This is a genomic window from Bradymonas sediminis (assembly GCF_003258315.1).
Classification (GTDB): domain Bacteria; phylum Myxococcota_A; class Bradymonadia; order Bradymonadales; family Bradymonadaceae; genus Bradymonas; species Bradymonas sediminis.
Genome location: NZ_CP030032.1, coordinates 1,972,910 through 1,994,916 on the forward strand (window position 1 = coordinate 1,972,910; position 22,007 = coordinate 1,994,916).

General features: G+C 61.5%; 14 protein-coding genes and 2 pseudogenes. 11 read left to right on the forward strand and 5 right to left on the reverse strand.

What is annotated here, in order from left to right; all coding sequences use genetic code 11:
• Window positions 1–20: 20 nt before the first annotated feature.
• Window positions 21–2,120: a thrombospondin type 3 repeat-containing protein gene (locus DN745_RS20115; protein WP_111333463.1), complete on the reverse strand. Its 2,100-nt coding sequence runs from the start codon at window positions 2,118–2,120 to the stop codon at window positions 21–23.
• 298 nt (window positions 2,121–2,418) lie between these two features.
• On the opposite strand from DN745_RS20115, the gene DN745_RS07420 reads away from it, so the two are divergent.
• Complete coding sequence (locus DN745_RS07420; protein WP_111333465.1) at window positions 2,419–3,756, forward strand: serine/threonine-protein kinase; 1,338 nt, start codon at window positions 2,419–2,421, stop codon at window positions 3,754–3,756.
• Between the two features lie 58 nt (window positions 3,757–3,814).
• On the opposite strand, the gene alaS is transcribed toward DN745_RS07420, so the two are convergent.
• Window positions 3,815–6,526, reverse strand: a complete 2,712-nt coding sequence (gene alaS / locus DN745_RS07425) for an alanine--tRNA ligase (RefSeq protein WP_111333467.1) — start codon at window positions 6,524–6,526, stop codon at window positions 3,815–3,817.
• A 373-nt stretch (window positions 6,527–6,899) separates the two neighbouring features.
• Between alaS and DN745_RS07430 the strand changes: the two genes are divergently transcribed.
• Complete coding sequence (locus DN745_RS07430; RefSeq protein ID WP_162687529.1) at window positions 6,900–8,036, forward strand: tetratricopeptide repeat protein; 1,137 nt, start codon at window positions 6,900–6,902, stop codon at window positions 8,034–8,036.
• Between the two features lie 10 nt (window positions 8,037–8,046).
• Window positions 8,047–9,855 (forward strand): carboxypeptidase-like regulatory domain-containing protein, encoded by a 1,809-nt coding sequence (locus DN745_RS07435; RefSeq protein ID WP_111333470.1) that lies wholly within the window; start codon window positions 8,047–8,049, stop codon window positions 9,853–9,855.
• Window positions 9,856–9,866: 11 nt separating this feature from the next.
• Here the strand turns inward: DN745_RS07435 and DN745_RS07440 are convergent, their stop codons facing one another.
• From DN745_RS07440 to DN745_RS07450, 3 genes are all read right to left on the reverse strand, one after another.
• Window positions 9,867–10,616, reverse strand: a complete 750-nt coding sequence (locus DN745_RS07440) for an ABC transporter ATP-binding protein (protein ID WP_162687530.1) — start codon at window positions 10,614–10,616, stop codon at window positions 9,867–9,869.
• A gap of 75 nt (window positions 10,617–10,691) precedes the next feature.
• Entirely contained in the window at window positions 10,692–12,248 is a 1,557-nt protein-coding gene (locus DN745_RS07445; RefSeq protein ID WP_111333473.1) for a hypothetical protein, read from the reverse strand.
• A complete protein-coding gene (locus DN745_RS07450; protein ID WP_133622070.1) occupies window positions 12,245–12,745 on the reverse strand; it encodes a tol-pal system YbgF family protein in 501 nt (166 codons plus the stop codon). Before DN745_RS07450 ends, DN745_RS07445 begins: the two co-directional genes overlap by 4 nt.
• Here DN745_RS07450 and era point away from each other — a divergent pair.
• The 8 genes and pseudogenes from era to DN745_RS07485 all read left to right on the forward strand — a co-directional run bounded on the left by era (window position 12,732) and on the right by DN745_RS07485 (window position 21,976).
• Window positions 12,732–13,715, forward strand: a complete 984-nt coding sequence (gene era, locus DN745_RS07455; protein ID WP_111333476.1) for a GTPase Era — start codon at window positions 12,732–12,734, stop codon at window positions 13,713–13,715. The two genes, DN745_RS07450 and era, sit on opposite strands and share 14 nt — an antisense overlap.
• A 96-nt stretch (window positions 13,716–13,811) precedes the next feature.
• Window positions 13,812–15,134 (forward strand): ribosome biogenesis GTPase Der, encoded by a 1,323-nt coding sequence (gene der, locus DN745_RS07460; RefSeq protein WP_111333478.1) that lies wholly within the window; start codon window positions 13,812–13,814, stop codon window positions 15,132–15,134.
• A 355-nt stretch (window positions 15,135–15,489) separates the two neighbouring features.
• Window positions 15,490–17,196, forward strand: coding sequence for a peptide ABC transporter substrate-binding protein (locus tag DN745_RS07465; RefSeq protein ID WP_111333479.1), 1,707 nt, complete (start codon window positions 15,490–15,492; stop codon window positions 17,194–17,196).
• The gene (locus DN745_RS07470; RefSeq protein WP_111333481.1) at window positions 17,193–18,212 is read left to right on the forward strand and encodes an ABC transporter permease; all 1,020 of its coding nucleotides are present in this window, start codon (window positions 17,193–17,195) and stop codon (window positions 18,210–18,212) included. Before DN745_RS07465 ends, DN745_RS07470 begins: the two co-directional genes overlap by 4 nt.
• Window positions 18,205–18,624, forward strand: a pseudogene (locus DN745_RS20205) (hypothetical protein); the annotation flags it as partial. The gene DN745_RS07470 and the pseudogene DN745_RS20205, both read left to right, overlap by 8 nt.
• Before the next feature lie 276 nt (window positions 18,625–18,900).
• A pseudogene (locus DN745_RS20210) lies at window positions 18,901–19,566 on the forward strand (ABC transporter permease); the annotation flags it as partial.
• An 81-nt stretch (window positions 19,567–19,647) separates the two neighbouring features.
• Window positions 19,648–20,817: an ABC transporter ATP-binding protein gene (locus DN745_RS07480; RefSeq protein ID WP_111333484.1), complete on the forward strand. Its 1,170-nt coding sequence runs from the start codon at window positions 19,648–19,650 to the stop codon at window positions 20,815–20,817.
• The gene (locus DN745_RS07485; protein ID WP_275426329.1) at window positions 20,810–21,976 is read left to right on the forward strand and encodes an ABC transporter ATP-binding protein; all 1,167 of its coding nucleotides are present in this window, start codon (window positions 20,810–20,812) and stop codon (window positions 21,974–21,976) included. Before DN745_RS07480 ends, DN745_RS07485 begins: the two co-directional genes overlap by 8 nt.
• Window positions 21,977–22,007 lie beyond the last annotated feature (31 nt).

The window sequence follows — 22,007 nt, forward strand, 5'->3', positions numbered from 1 at the left end:
GCCTGGTCCACGGCGACGAATTAAAGCGAGCACGGGCGGTTAACCGAGTTAAAGAAGTTGGGGCAGGGGTCGAGGTTGTCCGGGATGGTGTCGCGGTCGGCGTCGCTCCAGCAAATATCCCCGACCCCGTCGCCGTTCGAGTCGAGCTGGTCGGCGTTTGGCAATAATGGGCAATTATCCCAGAGGTCGGGCACGCCGTCTCCGTCGACGTCGCCCTCACAGGCATCACCGACGCCGTTGCCATTGCTGTCGAGTTGGGAGGGGTTGGGCGCCTGCGGGCAATTATCCAGGGCGTCGGGGATGCCGTCGCCGTCGAAGTCGTCGGCGCAAGCCGCGCCAGGGTCGCCGAGGTCCATGACGGCGCGGGCGACCAGCGGGCAGGCGTCGCACAGGTCGCCGATGCCGTCGCCGTCGATGTCGCTCTGGAAGGGGTTCGACACCTCCGGGCAATTGTCGCGGGCGTCCGGGATGCCGTCGCCATCGCGGTCGTTCGCGCAGGCGTCGCCGACGCCGTCGCCGTTGATGTCGAGGTTCCACGGGTCGCTCACCATCGGGCATCGATCGCAGGCGTCGCCCACGCCATCATTGTCCTGGTCTGCCTGGTCCGGGTTGGCGGTGCGCGGGCAGTTGTCGATGGCGTCCGGGATGCCATCACCGTCGAAATCGGGCCCATCGAGCACCGCGCCTCGGTCGGCCTGGCAGGCGTCGCCGATGCCATCGCCGTCGGAGTCGCGTTGGTCCGAGTTGGGCGTATAGGGGCAATTATCGGCAGCGTTCGCGATGCCATCGCCGTCGAAATCTGCGGCGCAGGCGTCGCCCACCGGTGAGTTATTGGTCTGGGTCTGGTCCGGGTTGGCCACGAGAGGGCAATTATCGCAGCGGTCGCCCACGCCGTCGCCATCGGTGTCTTCTTGCCCGGGGTTCGCGCGCCAGGGGCAATTGTCGAGATAATTCAGAATGCCGTCGCCGTCGCGGTCGTGCGCGTCGGGCAGCGTCAGGTCGGCGCAGGCGTTGCCGATGCCGTCGTTGTCATCGTCTAATTGCGAGGGGTTGGCCACAAATGGGCAATTATCGGTGCGGTCTGCCACGCCGTCGCCGTCGCTATCCTGCATCCAGAAGTGGTCCTGGCAGGCGTCGCCGATGCCGTCGAAGTTGCGGTCGAGCTGCAGCGGGTTCGGGATATGCGGGCAGTTGTCGAGGATATTCGGGATGCCGTCGCCGTCGGCGTCGCCGCGGACCTGGCAATCGGCCGGTTTGCCTCCAGCGATGGCCGGGCAGGGGTCGCAGGCGTCGCCCACGCCGTCGCCGTCGGCGTCGCTGAGCCCGCCCTTCGGCACGGTCGGGCAGGGGTCGATGTCGTCCGGCCAGCCGTCGCCGTCGAAGTCGGGTTGGCCGCCGAACTCGCAGGCGTCGCCTTTGCCGTTACGATTGCGGTCGATTTGATCGGCGTTGGCGACGTCGGGGCAATTGTCGCACAGATCGCCAAAGCCGTCGGAGTCGGTGTCGATTTGCAGGGGATGTGGGATCGTTGGGCAATTATCGATGATATCCGGGATGCCGTCGCCGTCGTAGTCCGACGTCGCCGTGCAGGCGATAAGCGAGCCGCTGGCCTGGTCGGCGTTCGGGACCCTTGGGCAAATGTCGCAAACATCGCCCACGCCATCGCCGTCGACGTCACTCTGGGCCGCGTTGGCGATAAAGGGGCAATTGTCGCAGGCATCCCCGAAGGGGTCGCCGTCGCTGTTCTTTTGGTCCGGATTATAGGCGCTGGGGCAGTTGTCGAGGTGGTCGGGGACGCCGTCGCCGTCTTCGTCGGGGCCCTGGGTCTGGTCGGTGTCGCCCGAGGCGTCGAGGGGCGGCGTGACGTCGGTGTCGTCTTCGACCTCGGGGGCGTCCTCTTCGTCGATGTCATCCGGGCCGGCGTCGGGGATTGGCTCCGCGCCAACTACCAGGCAGCGACCGGCGATGCATTGCTCGCGCGTGCGGCAGTCACCGTCCGTGCTGCAGGTGAGCTTGGGGCGGTCGCCGTCGGCATCCGCCGTGTCGCTGCATCCCGAGAGGGTGGCCGCCAACATGCCAAAATAGAGCGCCGCGGCGAAGAGTTTGAGAAATTGATTCATGACAGAATTCGAGGGCAATATGCGCAGGGGTATCTGACCAAGTGGAGTTGGCCCGCGTCTTGTGAAGCCGAGTCGATCTTAGCCGCTTCTCAAACACATGTCAGGTGTTGATTGGGGCGAGCCGAAGCGAAGTTCGGGCATGCCGGGATGGCGCTTCGAGAACAGACGCCCCATTTCTTTGACACCCGACGCGATCCCGGCCTAGAATGCGGCGGTATCATTGCGCCGATCGATGAGCCGCCGGTCAATTTTATGACGGCGCAACCTACAAATCTTTCACAAAACTGGCGTCTGCCGAATGTTCATCAACCGACAACTTGGCGAGTATATATTGCTTCGCCGCCTCGCCGTGGGCGGGCAATCCGAGGTCTTCCTGGCGCTCAAAGAAGGCCCGGGTGACTTCTCGCGGCCCCTGGTCATCAAGGCGCTGCCGACCCGCCACCGCGACGACGCCCGCTATAACGAGCTCTTCTATCGCGAGGCGTTTCTATCGGTGCGCTTCGCGCATCCGCACGTCATGACCGTGCACGATATGCGGGTCATGCGCCAGGAGCATTGCATGATCATGGACTTTATCGCGGGCCAGACGGTCTCCGATATCGCCCAGCGCGGGTTTAAGGCCGGCACGCCGCTGCCGATTAATCATGTGGTCCAGATCATCGCCGACGCCGCCGATGGGCTCAATTACGTCCATCAATTCCGCGACCTCGACGACAGCGTCTATTCGATCGTGCATCGTGACGTGAGCCCCCAAAACCTGATGGTCACCTACCAGGGCGTGACCAAGATCTTCGACTTTGGCATCGCGCGCATTCGTGAGGCCGAAGACGAAGATGGCAGCGCGGGCGGCGGGAAATACGCCTATATGAGCCCGGAGCAATGCCGCGACGAGCCGGCCGACGCGCGCTCCGATATCTTCAGCCTGGGCATCATCCTCTACGAGCTAACCTGCGGGCGCAGGCTCTTTCGCCGGGCGACGACGCCCGAAGTAATTAAGGCGGTCACCGAGGAACCGATCCCCGCGCCGGGGCTCGTGGTTCAGGGGTTCCCCGAGGCGCTCGAGGCGATTATTATGCGCGCGCTTGAGCGTGACCCAGCCGAGCGCTACGCCAACGCCGCCGAGATGCGCGACGAGTTGATCGATTTTCTCTCCACGCGCGCTGACGCGAGCCTTCGCCGCGCGCTTGGCTGTTATGTGGCCGAGCTCTTTGTCGCCGAGCGCGAAGATATCGCGGAGACCATGCGCGACGCCTACGCCAAGACCCAGAAGCCCAAGCCCATCGGCGATATCCCGCTGGAGATGCTCGGGCATATCGAGGGCGATGCCGCCGATGGAACGCTCGACGAAGACCTGTCGGACCCCACGTTGGAGCTTCCGCGCGAGGGCTTCGGGCGGGCGCCCGAGAAGCCGTCGAAGCGCGAGATTGCCCCCGCGGATCGAAGCACCATCATCGAGGCGAAGAAGAAGAACTCGAACCTCGCCGCCGAGGTGCGCCGGCTGCAGAAGCGCCAGTCCATTTTAATGTCGCTGCTATTTATCGTCATCTCGGCAGCGAGTGTCTTCGTGTTCTTTCAATTTCAATCGAATCGGACCGTTCAGGCCGAGACGCCGGTCGAGATAGGCGACAAGCGCTAGATATAAAAAAGCCGGGGCCATTTGGCCCCGGCTTTTTTAGTTGTTTTGCCGACCTATTTTATTTGGCCAACGCCTCTTTGACGATGGCCTCGAAGTTATCGATGGCGGGCTGAAGGCCCTTGACTTTCGTGCCGCCAGCCTGGGCCAGCGTCGGGCGGCCACCGCCACGACCGTCGATATATTTCGCGGCGGCGTTAACCAGGTCGCCGGCCTTCAGCCCTCGCCCCTTGAAGGCTTCCTGGGTCACAACGCAGACCAGCGTGGCCTTTCCGTCCAGCTCACCGGCCAGCAGCACCGCGCCTTCGCCTTTGATCTTCTCACGCAGCTTATCGGCGTAGGCGAGCATTTGATCGCGCTTCTCGACGCTGATCTTGGCCGCGATGACCTGGACGCCATCGATATCGGCCGCATCCGACACCAAATCTCCGGACGCCGAGTTCGCCAATTTTTGCCCGAGCTGGTCGACCTGGCGTTGCAGGTCGGACTTTTCGGCCATCAGCGACTCGGCGCGGCTCAACAGGTGATGTGTGTCGGTCTTGAGGATGCGCGCGACCTCGCGCAATTGGTCGGCTTCGGCTCGGTAGCTGGCCAGGGCGCCATCAGCGCTCAGCGCCTCGATGCGGCGGATGCCGGCGGCGACGCCGGACTCCGACACGATGCGGAAGAGGTTGATGTCGCTTGTATTCGCCACATGCGTGCCGCCGCAGAGCTCAACCGACTCGCCCGGAATCTCGACCACGCGCACGGTATTGCCGTATTTCTCGCCAAAGATGGCCATCGCGCCCATCTCGTCGACCGCGCGCTCGCGCGTGACCTCGGCGTGGATGGTGACCGGATGCGCGTCGCGAATCTGGCGGTTTACGCGCTCTTCAATCGCGCGCAATTGCTCGGGGCTCACTGCCTCGCCGTGGCTAAAGTCAAAGCGAAGTCGCTCCGGCGACACCAGCGAGCCCGATTGAAAGATCGAGTCCGACACGATGTCTCGAAGCGCCGCGTGCAGAAGGTGCGTGGCGGTGTGGTTCGCGATGGTGAGGCGGCGACGCTCGGCGTCGACCTCGGCCGTGAACGTGGCTTTGAGCGCGTCCTCGTCGACGTCTTTGGCGGCCGCTTCGACCAGGTGAATGATGCCAATCGGGGCCTTTTGAGCGTCCAGAACTTTCAGCAGGACCGCGCCGTCTTCGCCGCGAAGCACACCCTGGTCGCCGACCTGGCCGCCGGACTCAGCGTAGAAGGGCGTTTGGGTCAAAAGCACCTGGTAGCGGCCGTCGCCGAGCGCGCGGTAGCGCGTAATCGACGCGGTCGCGCTCAAGGTCTCGTAGCCGACGAAGACGCTGTCGTCTTCGTCGAGAATCGTGACCCAATCGCCCACGCCCGCGGTGTCGGCGTACACGTCCTTGCCGCGCGAGGTCTCTTGATGGGTCTGCCAGAGCTGCTCGTAGGCCTTCCAATCGATGGACAGGCCTTTTTCCTCGGCCATCAGCTCGGTGAGGTCCGGCGGGAAGCCGAAGGTTGCGTGCAATTGGAAGACTTCCTCGCCGCCAAGCTCGCTGCGTTTCTCGGCGATGGCCGCGTTGGCCGCGGTCTCGAAGAGCTCGATGCCGCGGTCGATATTGCGGAAGAAGCGCTCCTCTTCCAAGCGAATCAATTCGGCGGCTTCTTTGCCGACGGCGGCGAGTTCCGGGTAAATATCCGAATACTCGGAGACGACGACGGCGGAGACTTTATGCAGGAAGGGGCCTTCAAAGCCGAGGTTTCGGCCAAAACGCACCGCCCGGCGAAGGATACGGCGCAACACATAGCCGCGCCCCTCATTGGAGAATTTAGCGCCGTCACATAGCGCGAAGGTCACCGTGCGAACGTGGTCTGCGATGACCGAGAAGCCCGTGAAGTCCTCAAGGGCGTAGAACGCCTCTCTATCCTCGAGATGCCCATTTTCGTCGGTCTTCACGTTCGCGAAGAGCTCGGAGTTCGACGCTTTGAGCAACCCGAGCGTCGTCTCGATGATCGGCGTGAAGAGCTCGGTCTGGAAGACGCTGTCGCGGCCAGCTTTGATCATCGCGACGCGGTCCAGGCCAAGCCCCGTGTCGACGCTCTTCATCGGCAACGGATGAAGCTCGCCGTCTTCGTCGCGGTTATACTCCATGAAGACGAGGTTCCAGATCTCGACGACGCGCTCGTCGTCGTAGCCCTCGACAAATTCAAACGGGCCGTATTCCGGGTGGCTATCGTAGTGAATCTCGGTGCACGGTCCGCAGGGGCCCGTCGGTCCCATGGACCAGAAATTCTCCTCGTCGCCTTTCTCGATATCGCCCAGGCGCAACATATGCTCGGGCGCAATGCCGATTTCGTCGCGCCAGATGGCCGCGGCTTCGTCGTCGTCTTTGTAATTCGTAATATAGAGGCGCTCGGGGTCGAGCTTGAGGACGTTGAGCAAATAATCCCAGGCCCACTCAATCGACTTGCGCTTATAATAGTCGCCAAAAGACCAGTTCCCCAACATCTCAAAGAACGTCAGGTGGCGGCCATCCTTTCCGACCTCGTCGAGGTCGTTATGCTTTCCGCCGGCGCGCACGCATTTTTGGACGGTGGTCGCGCGCTTATAATCGCGGGTCTCGTTGCCCAGCAGCATATCCTTAAACTGGTTCATCCCCGCGTTGGTAAAGAGCAGGGTGGGGTCGCCTTCGGGGACGACCGGCGCGCTGGGGAGGACCTTATGATCTTGGTCGGCAAAATACTTCAGAAAGCTGGCGCGTATATCGTGTGGAGTCATGGTCAAAAGTCGGTTGCTAATAGTGGGATTTTTTGGCCGCAATGGCCATCAATAAGGGCACACGCTCTTAGCAATTGCGCGGGGCGCGCGCAACTGGATTGAATCGATTTCATGCCCGCAAATGATGACTTCGCGGCGAAATTTTGCTCGCCTGCTGCGCGGGTATTCAAAAGACGCGTCACGCCTCGCCGAAACAGGGGCTTCGGGAAGTATCCCAAAAACCTCAAGTGAATTCTTGACGTCCGCCGCTTTCAGGTCCACTCTATGAGTCATCTGGCCTTTAATGCCTGCAAATGCTGCTGAAAAGATGCGAAATAGCCATATTTATAGCCTTAAATCTGCCTGCGCGACCTGTCAGAAGAGAAATTTACGAATGAAAGTATTGCTCGAAGTTTTGGATGACGCGGCTCAATTGCTCAAAACGCTCGACTCTCTGGGCGGGATGCGTCCTGAGACGCGCTCAGATATTGAAGCGATACTTCAAGGCCTGTGTGAGGAATCCACCCGCCTGTTGCGCGAGGTCCCGGCCGAAGTCGCGGTGACGAACGCGCTCAACGGGATGGCGGGATCGCCAGAACATACGATTTCTGGCCTCGACGCCGATATCACGGCCGAGAAACTTCATCGCGAATGGTTGATGCAGCGCTCCCTCGAAGCCCTCGCTGCGCCCGACTATGAGCGCGCGCTCCGCTTCTTGAGCGAGGGCGCCGAGGCGTACCCGGACGGCATCGACTTCTTAAATCACCTGGGGCTTGTGTATTGGGAATTGGGGGATTTCGAGCAAGCCGCCGACGCCTATTTGCGCGCGATGACCGCGGCGTTTGCGCTCGCCGAGGACGACGATAGCCAGCGCGGCTCAGTGGACTGGAGCGACGCGACCAACCAGGACTATCTGCGCGCGATGGAAGGGCGAGCCCTTTGCCTATGCCGACTTGAAGCCTACGACGAGGCGCTGGTCCTCTTCGATACCCTCGCCAATATCAGCGCCGTCGATTACGCGGGTTGCCGTTATATGGCCGGTGAAATCCATCATCTTCGTGGGAATTATTCGGCGGCGATTGAGGATTATCGCTTAGGCCCGGTCGAGCCCGCGTCACTCTATAATCTTGGGTTAGCCTATTATCAGAACGGCGATTCGGCCGCGGCAGCCGCGACCTTTATCCGCGCGTTCGTCTCCAATATCCACGTGCTTCATGCGTTTTGCGCGCGCGATATCCAGACCGAAAGTTGCGTGCCGGGATATCTCGGAGGGCGCGACTACGCCCTCGACTTCGTGCAGGCCTGCCAGCCGCTTTGGGGCAATCGCGAAGACGCGCTCGACTTTATGGAGACCTGCTACGACCACGTGCTGGTGCAGGCATATCTCGAACAATGCCGCAACTCCGGCGGCGATTCCATCCTGACCGACACCGCGGTCGGCAACGGCCAGGAGAGCTGGCTTGATGTGATCAGCGACGAGTCGAAGGTCGAGCGCCTGGCCGAAAATGTAGTGCGCCGCCTCTACTCCTGAGTCACCCTTCATGAAGACTCGCCTTAAATGGCTCTACCTACTCCTCCTCGTGGCGACTGTCGCCGCGGCGGGGAGTTTTGTCGCTGCGGATTGCGCGAGCCAGGGCGTCGATGAGGGTGACAGCGCCAAAGAGCGCGCCGACCGCCCGGCAGACACCCCAGCACCAACCTCCGAAGATGCCGTTGCGCCGCCTGCCGCCCTCGAAGTGCCAGCAAATGCGCTGCGATTTGTGCGTGGGGATAAGGCCGAAGATGTCGCGGTGTCGGTTTCGGTGGGGACGCCCGGTCACTATCCGCCGCGCGAAGGCGAGGTCGGAATTGGCGGATTCTTTGAGCTGCCCGAACTCCTCGAAGTGTCGGTGTGGAGCGAAGATGTGAACGCGCACGAGGTTTACGCGCGAAGCGAAGATAATAAAGACGCGTTCTGGTCCGTTCTTCCAGCAAATCGCGACCCCAATGAGCCCCAGGTCGTTACGCTTCGGCCCGCGTCGCCGATTAAGGTCGAGGTCGTCGACCCGGCCGGCGAGCCGCTGTCGGGCGCGAAGGTGCGCCTGTCGCGTGGGCTGATCGGGATGGTCCACCAGACGCAGATGACCTCCGATGCGGGCGAGGCGTTGTTTGGCGCGATTCCCCAGGGCGACTTCCAGCTCAGCGTCTACGCCGATGGATTCGTGCGCCATACCCGCCATTTACTCCATGCCTATCGGGCGGACTCCGAGGTCGCGACAACCCAGGTCGTCCTCGACCGCGGCGCGACCGTGGCGGGCCGGGTCATCGATGAGTTTGGCGTCCCGGTGGTGGGGGCGGATGTCGAGATTATCCCGGTCAGCCCCTTCGCCAATGAGATCCTCGACGCGGACTTCCTCGCCCAGGTCGGCGTGGCCAGTCAGATTGGCAAGAGCGACGCGCAGGGGCGATTCTCGATGGGCGGCATCGCGACCGGTGGCGTGCAGGTTCGGGCCGAAGCCGTGGGCTACGGCTCTGCGCTCTCGGCGCTTATTCGCGTGAAGGGCAATACCTCGACCAGGATCAAAGATCTGGTGCTTTCGCGCGAGGTGCGGCGCGATGATTTGCTGGTGCGCATCTACGTGCGCGACGCCTCGGTCGAGTTAAATAGCGTGGAGCTTCGGGTTCCCAAGGGTAAAAACGATGCGGGGCGCTTGTGCCGCGGGCAACGCGTCAACGCGCGGGACTGGCGCTTCGTAAATTGCGGAATGGGCAGCCGAGAGCTCGTCGCGACGAGCGCCGCCGGCGTTCAGCTTCATTGGGAGGGGATGCTTGAGGCGGAGTCCGAAATTACCCTGAATTCACCGCGGCGCGTCGAGATATTTGTGGTCGACGCGCTCGGCTCACCGGTGAGCGGCGCGATGGTTCAGATATGGCAAGACGGGCGATTATTGCTCGACGCGAATAGCCTGGGCGCCCGCCCAATTAACTTCGACACCGCGCTCCCATTTAAGGCGTCTATCGTCGCCCGCGACGCTCGCCGAGGGGCGGGGCAAAAGGTCGTCAATATCGGGGCGAACGCGGCCAACCAGGCGGCCAACGAAGAGCGCGCGGTCGTCACCCTCGACCGGGGATTATTCGAGTTATCGCTGCCACCCGGAGTGGTGAATAGTGGCGAGGAAATCGAAGGGTATCTGGGCGCTCAAATCGTGCAGGACGACCAGCAATGGATCGTTGATTTTGTGGCCGAGGATTCGAGCGCCGGCCAGGCGGGCATCCAGCGGGGCGACCGGATTTTGGTGGTGCGGCGGGTCGGCGCGAAGGTCGAAGTCACGGTTTCGCGAGACGGTAATCGAATTCAAGTGACGCTTTAGGGTTTGTTGGTTCAGCTTATTTTTTTCCCGGTTGCCTCCAGGTAGATCGCGTTCAAATCCGGATGCTTACCGGATGCGATCAACTCGTCGAGCTCAGCTCGGCTCAAGTCCTGCTTTAACTTTCCGTCGACCAAAATAACGACACGCGAGCAGATACGCTCGAGCATATCGAGGATATGACTCGACAGAAGAATCGCGCCTCCCTGGTCGCAATATTTCTGAAGATGACGCCGGATTCGAAGCGTCGATTCCGGGTCGAGGCCCACAAAAGATTCGTCCAAGAGCAGGAGCTCAGGCGGGCCAATCAGCGCGGCGCAGATCGCAATTTTTCGCGCCATACCACCCGAATATTCTTTGACGAGCCGGTGGCGCGCCTCGACCAATTCGCATAGCTCCAGGAGCTCCTCGACCTGTTTATCCTGCTCGGCGCCTGTGACGCCCCGGATATCTCCCACGAAGCGCAAAAACTCCTCGCCGGTAAGATAGTCGTAGAGCTCGAGCTCCTGCGGGACGAAGCCGATATGGCGACGGATCTCGACCGGGTTTTGGGCCCCGTCGAGCCCCGCGACTTCGACGCTCCCGCCGTCCGGCGCGAGCAGCCCGGTGATGCAGCCCATGGTCGAGGATTTGCCGGCGCCATTTGGCCCGATAAACCCCACGAACTCACCCGCATTGATCGTGAGCGACAGGTCATCCACCGCAACTAGGCGGCGGTATCGCTTGACCAGGTTTTTGATATTCAGGCGTGGTTGATTTTCCATATTCATTATCTCAGTGCTCAAAATACGGGCGAAATTGGCCCAAATATCACTTAAAGCTTAGGAATCCGCACCTGTTCACCCACCCTGTGGATGTGGCGCCGAGGGAGTCGCTGCGGGCGCCTTCGCGAGCAAAAGCCGAAGGTGTCCGGCGATGAGCAGGGCCTCCATCGCGGCCAGCGCCAGCAGCGAAATATTCGCCGCGGCGAGCATTACGATGGCGAGCAGAATCGGCCCGATCAGCTCGGCCAGGCGGTGTCGTCCGACGGTGGACCAGATAAGCGCCATCGCACCGTTGATCGCCAGGCACCCGCCTAATGAAAGCGCAGCGAGGCCGAGCGCCGTCGCCCAATCACCGCTGCGAAGTCCCAGCGCGACAAGCGCGAGCAGGGCGTAGGGGCCGGCGAAGAGCAGCAATTCTCTCAAACCAAACGCGATTGCTGCCTGGGTATCGGCGTTTTTATCGAGCGCCAGGAGGTTCTGATAGCTCGGGCGAATTCGTTTTGAGGACAGGCGCACCCACGGGTTGACCAGCGTCGCGGCGGCGATGGCCGGGAGCGTTACCACCAACCACAGCGGCAAGGCCGCCTCGCTGAGCCGGAAGAGGGCGATGCCCGAGGCCAACCAGCCCAATCCGTAGCTCCACCGGGCGAGCATATAGCGCCGGCCAAATTGTAGCGCGTAGCTGCGGTAGACCGAACGCGCGCTCGTCGGCAGCAGCGCTTCGCCCAGGCGCGGCTTTAGGAAGTCGGAGGTCTGATGCTCCGCCGACACGCTATAGCCGATGAAGTCGACCTCGTGGAAGCGCGCGCTCATGCGCGGGAATGCTCGCACAAAATAGTTAAAAGACATCGCCAGCGCGATGGCAAAGCCAACCCCCAGCACGCCCAGGCCCACGCCGAGCGCGCGGGTCGGCTCGCCGGCTTTGATGACTTCGCCCAGGGCCAGCTTGGCCAGCAAGATGATGATGACCGAGCCCGCTAGCGCGACGCCGGGCGCATATAAAAAGACCTGCGCGCTGCCGCTGGCGGTATTCGGTCGCTCGGCGCGCGATTGATTCGGGTCGGCGGCCTGCGTCGGCGCGAGGCTTGCGCCCGCGCCCAATTGCACCGCGAACCCGATGGCGCTGCTGGTGAGCAATCCCACGACGATCAGCGCGATGCTCGTGCCGGCTGCCAACGCGCCGCCGTGCCAGAACATCGGGATAAAGAACGGGGCGAGCACCAGCGATGCCGCCACAGCCTCGCCGAGGGCCGCGAGCAGGCGATCGATATAGAGGGCATAAAGTTTAAGCGGAAAATGTTCGAGCGCGCGGACGTCTTTTCGCCGAAATAGAAGTTCCATCACGCGGAAGTTGAGCACCGAGGAGGCGAGGGCGGCCAGCCAGAAGGCGGCTTCCAGGGCGGCGGCGCCCGCGGGTAGCTTTCCGTCGGTCGTATTCATGCCGATGGCGGTCACCAGGTCCATCGGCGGGCGCAATAATCCGGGCGCCGCGGCGTGGCCGAGCAAGAGCAATCCGCCGACCAATACGGCGAGGACGGCCACCAAGACCGCCCAGTTGAGCGAGGATTGGGCGCCGACGCGATTTAGGATGCCGCGGCGGCGCGCTCGCATTAAGATGCGAAGGTGTGTCATAGAGGGGGTTCCGATGCGCCGTCGGATTGCGATGAATCCGGGCGCGCTGGAGTAGGGGAGACGCTTGCGTCGGCGTCCGCCGCGATATCTGAGAGGCGGGTCGCCGAAGTCTTCGATTTCTTTTTATCGCCGACATAGCGCGGCCGCGGGGTGCTTTTTTCCATCATTACGGAGCGAACCTCGCGATGAATTCCACGAATCCGCATTTCGGCGGTTGCTGCCAGCGGGCTGGTCGGATAGGAATCCAGAAATGCTTGATATCCGTCAAGCGCCGCACCATAGTGACCGCCGCGATAATGCTCCTCGGCGTATTCGAAGGCCTGGGTCTGGGTCTGTTGTGGATCTTCACACGCACTTGTTATCATGGGCACGCCAAATAAGATGGCCGCCAGAACAAGTTTCGCCAGGACACCAGCCAATTTTATAGACTCCGGCTTATCGCAGCCGAGACGTTGAGATCGCATCAAAGGGATTTGCCGAACGATGGAAAACGACATTAATAAGCCGTTGGATAACGAAAATAGCGCCGACTCGAATCAAGCCGATTACCACGCCGGTTTTGTGGCCCTGATCGGACAGCCCAATGTGGGCAAATCGACTCTGATGAATCGGATCCTCGGCGTCGACCTGGCGATTATCACCGCCAAACCGCAGACAACGCGCAACCGAATATTGGGGGTACGAAGCTTCCCTGACAAGGGGCAGATTGCTTTTGTCGACACCCCCGGGATTCACAAGGCGAAAAAGCAGCTCAACAAACGCATGGTCGCGACCGCGCTCAGCGCGATCACCGAGGTCGACCTGATCTGCCACGTCATCGACGCCGACGCGTATATCAAACAGACGGCGCGCCTGGGCAAGGATGAACTGCCGGCCTCCGACGCTTTTATCTTCCGAAAGCTCGCCGAGGTAAAGCAGCCGGTCTTCTTGATCCTCAACAAGGTCGACAAGCTCGACGCCAAAGAAGAGCTGCTGCCGATGATGCAGGATTTGAGCGAGCGTTTTGATTTCGCCGAGATCATCCCGATCAGCGCGCATAAGGGCGACAATATTCGCCGGCTGGTCGACATTATCTTGAGCCACCTGCCGGCCGACGGCCCGCTCTTCCCCGAGGATATGCTGACCGACCAGGCCGAGCGCTTTATCGCCGCCGAGTTTATCCGCGAGCAAATCCTCGAGCAGACCCACGAGGAAGTTCCCTATAGCGTGGCGGTTGAGATTGAGCGCTTCGTCGAGAACCGCGCCAAGAATATGCTCGAGGTCTCCGCGATCATTCATGTTGAGCGCAGCACTCAAAAGGGCATCGTGATCGGCAAGGGTGGGGCGCGACTGCAGTCGATTGGCATCAAGTCGCGCAAGCGCATGCAGGCCTTCTTTGGCAAGAAAATCTATCTGGAGACCTTCGTTCGGGTTGAATCCGAGTGGAGCGAGGACCCCGAAGCCCTCGGCCGATTCGGATACGAATAACCCCGTTGTTTTCGCAGTGATCTTTTTTACGCCGTATGTCTTCGAGCGCGCCGGTTGGCTCGCCCGGGGACTCGGCCCAAGAGTTGAAACGAAGTCATGAGTTTTTTAATTGCAATCGTCGGCCGTCCCAATGTTGGAAAAAGCCGGCTCTTTAATCGTCTCTCTAAGGCCGGTGACGCGATCGTCCACGACTCCGAGGGCGTCACGCGCGACCGGCAATACGCCGACGGCGAGTGGTATGACAAACGCTATACCGTCATCGACACCGGCGGGTTTGTCCCCGAGGCCCAGGCCGGCATGCTCGCGCAGATGCGCATCCAGGCGCAGGTCGCCATGGATGAGGCCGACGTGATTATCTTTATGGTCGACTCGCGCGCCGGCGTCGTGCCGGCCGACCGTGAGATCACCGCCATGCTGCGCCAGAGCACCAAGCCGGTGTTCTGCGCGGTCAACAAGATCGACTCGCCCCACCAGCCCGAGCAATATATGGGCGAGTTTTACCGCCTGGGCATGGAGTTATTTCCCATCAGCGCCGAGCACGGCCACGGCATCAGCGGGCTGATGGACACGATCAGCGCGCTTATCCCGAAGACTCGGGCCGAAGATGTCGCGCCTCCCTACGCGCGTGTCGCGGTGGTCGGTAAGCCGAACGCCGGAAAATCCAGCATGATCAACAAGTTGCTGGGGCAGGAGCGTCTGCTGACCGATAACGTCGCCGGCACCACCCGCGACGCCATCGACACGCATATCACCCGCGGCGACCAGGAGTATCTGGTCATCGACACGGCCGGCTTGCGGCGAAAGACCAAGATCTCGGAGACCCTCGAAGAATACGCGGTCTTCCAGGCCATCCGCAGCATCGACCGCAGCGACGTCGTGCTCTTCGTGGTCGACGCCATCGAGGGCATCACCTGGCAGGATAAAAAGATCGCCGACGTCATCCAAAACCGTGGCCGCGCCTGCGTCATCGTGGTCAATAAATGGGACCTCGTCGACAAGACGATCTCCACGGCCGACGAATATGTCGCCGCCATCGAGCGCGAGATGCCGTTTATGGCGTTTGCCCCGGTCGTCTTCGTCAGCGCGCTGTCGGGCCAGCGCGTCCACAAAATTTTCGAATACGTGGACCGCGCGTTCGACCAATTTAATATGCGTATCTCGACCGCCGAGACCAACCGCTTCCTGGAGCAAGCCCTCGGCCAGCATAGCCCGCCGATGCATAAGAAACGCCCGGTGAAGTTCTATTACGCATCCCAGGTCGCCACGCGCCCGCCGACGTTTTTGTTCTCGGTCAACCGCGCCGACGGCGTCAAGCCGTCCTATCGCCGCTATCTCGTGAATAAACTGCGCGAGATCTATGGCTTCGAAGGGACGCCGATTCGCACGGTACTTCGCGGGCGAGATCAGGATAAGAAATAGGCGATTATTTCGCTGCATAAATAAGGCCCCCGATAGCGCAAACGCCTATCGGGGGCCTTTTTTTGTTGATTTGCGTGGCGTCTGCCACGAAACCCGCGCCCGGGGATTGGCGGCCGCGCGATCAATTTTTAGCGCGCACCCTAGCACGTCGCGCCTATCCGCCGCCAGCCGGCGCGGCGCCAAGAAACACCGCTCGACGACCTCGCCGCGCCCGTCATCCTTCACCCTCTCGTTGACATTCGCGCTGATTTCTAGCTACAAGCGCGTTGGTCAATTATTTGCGTATTATCGATATGATGAGTCGCGATGATGAGATACGCGGATTGCGCATATCGTAGCTAACCAGGAATGAATTATGATTGGACTTCGAAATACATCAAAGACGGCGCGTGCCGGGCTTGCGATGTTGTTATTGTTGGGCCTGACCGGGCTGGCTGCCTGCGATAAAGGTGGCGGAGAGAAGAAGCCGGAGAGCAGCGCGACGGCCGAGAAATCGGCCACCGATGACGGCTTTCGCGCGGGCTCCAAGGCCGACTCGTTCACCTTCGTCGTCGCCGCGGACCCCGAGACCTTCGACACCGCGAAGATGACCGGCGCGCCGGAAGGGCGCATCGCGATGCAGCTCTTCGAGGGCCTGCTCATTCCCGGGCCGACCACCGAAGGACTCGACGACCCCAAAGACCTGATGCGCCCCGGCGTGGCGAAGTCCTACGACATCAGCGAAGACGGCAAGACCTACACCTTCCACCTGCGCGAAGACGCGAAATGGTCCAACGGCGAGCCCGTGACCTCCGCTGATTTCGTCTACTCCTGGAAGCGTATTCTGACGCCGGGCTTCCCCGCCGATTACGTCTCGATGCTCTATGTCATCAAGGGGGCCGAGGCTTATAACAAGTCCAAGCCCGAAGAGGCCGATTGGGAGACCGTCGGCATCCGCGCCCCGGACGCCAAGACCCTGGAAGTCGAGCTCAATAACCCGACGCCGTTCTTCCCGGAGCTGACCGCGTTTTATACCTTCTTCCCGGTGCCCGAGAAGGCCGTCGAGGAGTTCGGCGACGAGTGGACGCGCCCCGAGAATATCATCACCAACGGCGCCTACGAGATGACGTCGTATATCTCGCAAAAAGAGATCAAGCTTAAGAAGAGCGAGCATTATTGGGACGCCAAAAACGTCGCCATCAATGAGGCGATGGTCCGCATCATTCCGGATCGCAACGCCGTCACCAACGCGTACCGCGCCCAGGAGTTGCACTGGAGCGGCACCAGCCTGCCGGTCAGCCAGATCGCGGACTTCATCACCCACCCCGACTACCGTCGTGACCCGCTGCTCGGCGTCTACTACCTGCGCGTGAACGTCTCCAAAGAGGACTCGCCGCTGGCCAACGCTGACGTGCGCCGCGCGCTGTCCTACGCCACCGACCGCAGCTCGCTGGTCGACGACGTGCTCAGCGGGCTCTACGAGGCCGCGAACTCCTACGTCCCCAATAATATGCCGGGCTATGAGTCGACCACGACGGTTGACTACAACCCCCGTAAGGCCGCAGAATCGCTTAAGAAAGCCGGATACGGCGAAGGCGGAAAGGCGATGCCGAAGATCACGCTTTTGTATAACTCCGACGAGAACCATAAATTGGTCGCCGAGTCGATTCAGAAGCAGTGGAAGTCCAACCTCGGCGTCGAAATCGAGCTGGTCAACAAGGAATGGAAGATCTATTTGCAGGATATCGATAACCTGAATTACGATGTCGCGCGCGCCGGCTGGATCGGCGACTATAACGACCCGATGACCTTCCTTGAGATGTTCAAGACCGGTGACGGCAATAACGACACCGGCTGGTCGAGTGAGAAATACGACGGCCTTTTGGAGGCCGCGCGTGCCGAGGCCGACCCGGCCAAGCGCGTCAAAATTCTGCAAGAAGCTGAGACCATTTTGGTGACCGAGGGGCCGATTATCCCCATCTATTTCTACACCAATAATGTGCTCGTCTCGCGCGACGTGAAAGGCCTTGAGCCGCACAACCGCGACATTCATCTCCTCAAATATATGAGTCTATCCGAGTGAGTCGATTCATTTTAAAACGTCTGATCGGCAGTGTTTTTGTGCTGCTGACCATCGTGACGCTGGCGCTGTGGATTACGCGCATGGCGCCGAGTAATCCGTGTCTCAAAGAGCGTGCGACCAATACCTGCGGGTGCATTGCGGTAAACAAATTGGATCGACCGGTGTTCCCGGTCTATACAAGCGTTCCGCTGGAGCCGGTGGAGGCGTGCGACGCCTGGGAGCCGGCCTCCGAGGTGACGCTTGGGCCGATCCATATTTTGACCTCGGGTTGGGGCGATACGCAATATGCGCATTATATGATCCCGTTATTGACCAGCTTTGACCTTGGCCAGAGCATGAAGACGGACCGAGGCGTCGGCGAGACGCTGTGGGCAGCGCTTCCTTATACGCTGCAACTGGGTCTGCAAGCGCTCTTCGTGGCGCTTCTGATCGGCGTGCCGGCCGGGCTCTATGCCGGGCTGCGCCAGAACACGATGGCCGACTACTCGACCATGACCCTGGCGATGATCGGCGTGAGCATCCCGAACTTCGTGCTCGGGCCGCTCTTGATCATGTTCTTCGCGCTGGACCTGGGCTGGTTCCGCCCCAACGGGTGGGATAGCTGGGTCGACAGCGTGCTGCCGAGCATCACGCTCGGGCTGTATTATGCCGCCTATATCGCGCGCCTGACGCGCGGCGGTATGCTCGAAATTATCCGCAAAGACTTCATCCGAACCGCGCGCGCCAAGGGGCTGACCGAGCACGCGGTGGTCGTCGCCCACGCCATGCGCGGGGCGATTTTGCCGGTGGTCAGCTATATGGGCCCCGCGGTCGCGGCGCTCCTGGCCGGCTCGGTTGTCGTCGAAGAAATCTTCAACCTCCCGGGCGTCGGCAAGCTCTTCGTGCGCGCCGCGCTCAATCGCGACTATAATATGGTCCTGGGAACCGTCATTTTGTACTCCACGGTTTTGGTCTTCCTGAACCTCCTCGTCGACATTCTTTATACGGTCATTGACCCGCGGGTGAGCTATGATTGATCCGCAAGCAAAAGAAGACGCAGGCGGGGCAGACGTCCAACTCGTGGTCGGAACCAGCCTGTGGAAGGACGCCTTCCGCAGACTGCGCAAAAATAAGGCCGCGATGGCCGGCCTTTTGGTCGTCGCGTTTATGGCGATTTGCGCGCTGGCTTACCCGGTCATCTCTAGCTCGATCACCCGCTTTTCGCTCGACGAGCAGCACTTATTCGTCGTGCCAAAACCGCCGGGCGCGCGCAGCGTTCCCTCGACCTACTATAAGATGATGCCCCCAGAAGGGGACCTCGCCTTCGAGAAGGTCGACCGGGACGGTGACGGGTTTATCACCGAGCAAGAGATCGAAGAGGCCTATCGGCGCTACGAATTCGCCCAGGTCGACACCGACGGTGACGGGTTTCTCACCTACGAAGAATATGTGAACGCGCCGCTGAGCCTCGCGCCGCCGGAGTTCATCCCGGATTGCGCGAAGTGGAAGATCGCCAAGAAAAGCATGGCGCCGCCCGAGAATCGCTATGTCTTTGAGTGCGACGCGAACGAAGACGGCCTGATGGCCTATGAGAACGCGGGGAAACTCGTCGCGCTGGTGAGCGCGAGCGAGGCGCGAAATATCCTCAACCGCTTCGACGCCGACCACGACCTGGGGCTTAATCAGCAGGAGTATATCGGCCTGCCGCGCCCCGAGATCAACCGCCTCGGCACCGACAAGCTCGGCCGCGACCTGCTCACCCGTCTTGTCTACGGCGCGCGCATCTCGCTGGCCGTCGGCCTGCTCGCCACGCTCGTGTCGCTGCTGATCGGCGTGAGCTGGGGCGCGACCGCCGGGTTCCTGGGCGGAAAGGTCGACAATATCATGATGCGCATCGTCGACGTCATGTACGGCATGCCCTTTATGATCCTGATTATCCTTTTGGTGTCGGTCTTCGGCTCGGATATCGTGATCCTCTTCGTCGCGCTCGGGGCCATTCAATGGCTGACGATGGCGCGTATTGTGCGCGGGCAGGTCATCAGCCTCAAAGAGCAGGAGTTCGTCGAGGCCGCGCGCTGCATCGGCGTGTCGACCCCCGGGATCATCTTCAAGCACCTCATCCCCAACGCGCTCGGCCCCATCATCGTCTACACGACGCTGACGGTCCCGGCGGTCATGTTGGAAGAAGCCTTCTTGAGCTTCCTTGGCCTGGGTATCCAGGCGCCACTGACCTCATGGGGAGCCCTGGCAAGCGAAGGGCGTCAGATCATGCGCACCGCGCCGTGGGTCATCCTCGCCTCGGGTGGTGCTCTGGCCGTCACGCTGATGAGCCTGAACTTTTTGGGCGATGGCCTGCGCGACGCCCTGGACCCCCAGATCCGCAAGGACTGAGCTCCGGGATTGTGGGCCGCCGACACCGGCGGCCTAATTTGACTCATTTTAGTACGCAGCATTTTTAAGGAATCGGCGATTATGACCGAAGTATCCGAGAAAACCGAAGTCCAAACGAGCACTACTTCGCCTGGCGAAGACGAGCGTCCCAAGATCCTCGACGTGCGCAATCTCAAGACCCATTTTAGCGTCGACGGCGGCACGGTCCGCGCGGTTGACGGCGTGAGCTTTTCGGTGCGCCGCGGCGAGTCCGTGGGCATCGTCGGAGAGTCCGGGTCGGGTAAGTCGGTCACCCAGATCTCGATCCTCGGGCTTATCCCGACGCCTCCCGGCCGAATCGCCGGCGGCGAGATTTTCTTCCAGGGCGAAGACCTGCTCAAGAAGTCGAAGAGCGAGATGCGAAAGATCCGGGGCAACCAGATCTCGATGATCTGGCAGGACCCGATGACCAGCTTGAACCCCTTCTTGCGCATCTCGCGCCAGCTCATGGAGCCGCTGCGCATCCACAAGGGCATGGACAAGGTCGAGGCGCGCAAAAAGGCCATCGAGATGCTCGAGAAGGTCGGCATCCCGGGCGCCGCCCAGCGTATCGACCAATATCCGCATCAATTCTCGGGCGGTATGCGCCAGCGCGTCATGATCGCCATGGCGCTGCTGTGCGAGCCTGCGCTGCTCATCGCCGACGAGCCGACCACCGCGCTCGACGTGACCATTCAGGCGCAGATCCTCGAGCTTATCAAGAGCCTGCGCACCGACTTCGGCACCAGCGTCGTCACCATCACCCATGACCTGGGCGTGGTCGCCGGCATCTCGGACCGCGTCATCGTGATGTACGCCGGGCGCATCATGGAAGAGGCCGCCGCCGACGACCTCTTCTATCATCCGGCCCATCCCTACACCGTCGGCCTGCTTAAGAGCGTGCCGCGCCTGGACCGGGGCCGCGTCGAAGAGTTGATCCCGATCGAGGGTCTGCCGCCCGATACCTCCAAAGATATCCCCGGCTGCCCCTTCGCCGACCGCTGCTCCTGGGCGGTCGACAAATGTCGCCAGAAATTCCCCGAGCCGGTCGAATTTGAAGACGGACACCGCTCCTATTGCTGGCGCGCCAAAGAAGTCTACGCCGCCAAATTGGGCACCCGCTCCGCCCCCGGCCACGCCCACGCGGTCGAGGCACGGATTCGCGCCGGCGGCAGCATCGAATTAGACGCAACGAACGCATCACAGAAGGACCAGGGAGGCGACGATGTCTGAAGTAATGGCCGAGAGCGAAAAGAAATCGACGGCGACTGACAAGGACGCAAAAGTCACCCCCGACACCCAGAAGGCAGCGACCCAAGAGGCCGCCGAGAAGCCCGCGCTCGCCGCGAATAAGAAGACGGCTGGCGCCAAGCCCGACGCCAAGGCGCTGGTGCGCGTCGAGGGCCTCAAGATGCACTTCCCGGTGTATAAGGGTCTCTTTGTGCGCAAAGAAGTCCGCCGCGTGCGCGCGGTCGACGGGTTGACCTTCGAGATCTACGACGGCGAGACCCTGGGGCTTGTCGGCGAGTCGGGGTGCGGTAAATCGACCACCGGGCGCTCGATTATCCAGCTCTATACGCCCACCGAGGGCAGAGTCTTCTTCGAAGACGAAGACCTCACGAAGTTGAGCCCGGCCGAGATGCATAAGAAGCGTCGCGATATCCAGATGATCTTCCAGGACCCCTACGCCTCGCTGAACCCGCGAATGACGGTCGGCGATATCATCGCCGAGCCGCTGCGCGTGCATAATCTGGCCAAGGGCGACGAGGTCGACCGCCAGGTGCAGGAGTTGATGACCATCGTCGGGCTCGACCCGCGCTACGTGCGCCGCTATCCGCACGAGTTTTCGGGTGGGCAGCGCCAGCGCATCGGCGTGGCGCGCGCGCTGGCGAGCAAGCCGAAATTCATCGTCGCCGACGAGCCGATCAGCGCCCTGGACGTGTCCATTCAGGCGCAGATCATGAACCTGCTCAACGATCTGCAAGAAGAGTTCGGCCTGACCTACCTCTTCATCGCCCATGACCTCGCCGCGGTGCGCCATATCTCGGACCGCATCGCCGTGATGTACCTGGGGCGCATGGCCGAGCTCACCGACGCCGACACCCTCTACGAGAAACCGCTGCATCCCTATACCGAGGCGTTGATCTCGGCTGTGCCGATTCCCGACCCCGAGGTCGAGGCGACGCGCAAGCGCATCGTGCTCGAGGGCGACGTCCCAAGCCCGCTGAACCCGCCGTCGGGCTGTGTCTTCCACACCCGCTGCCCTTACGCCTTTGAGCGCTGCAAAAAGGACGTCCCGGATTTTCGAGAGGTCGAGCCGGGCCACTGGGTCGCCTGCCATCTGACTGACGAGCCGGAGCGCCGCGACGGCGTCGACCCGACTGAGAGCTGATATTTCGATCATTTTAAGGGGTGCGGCTTCT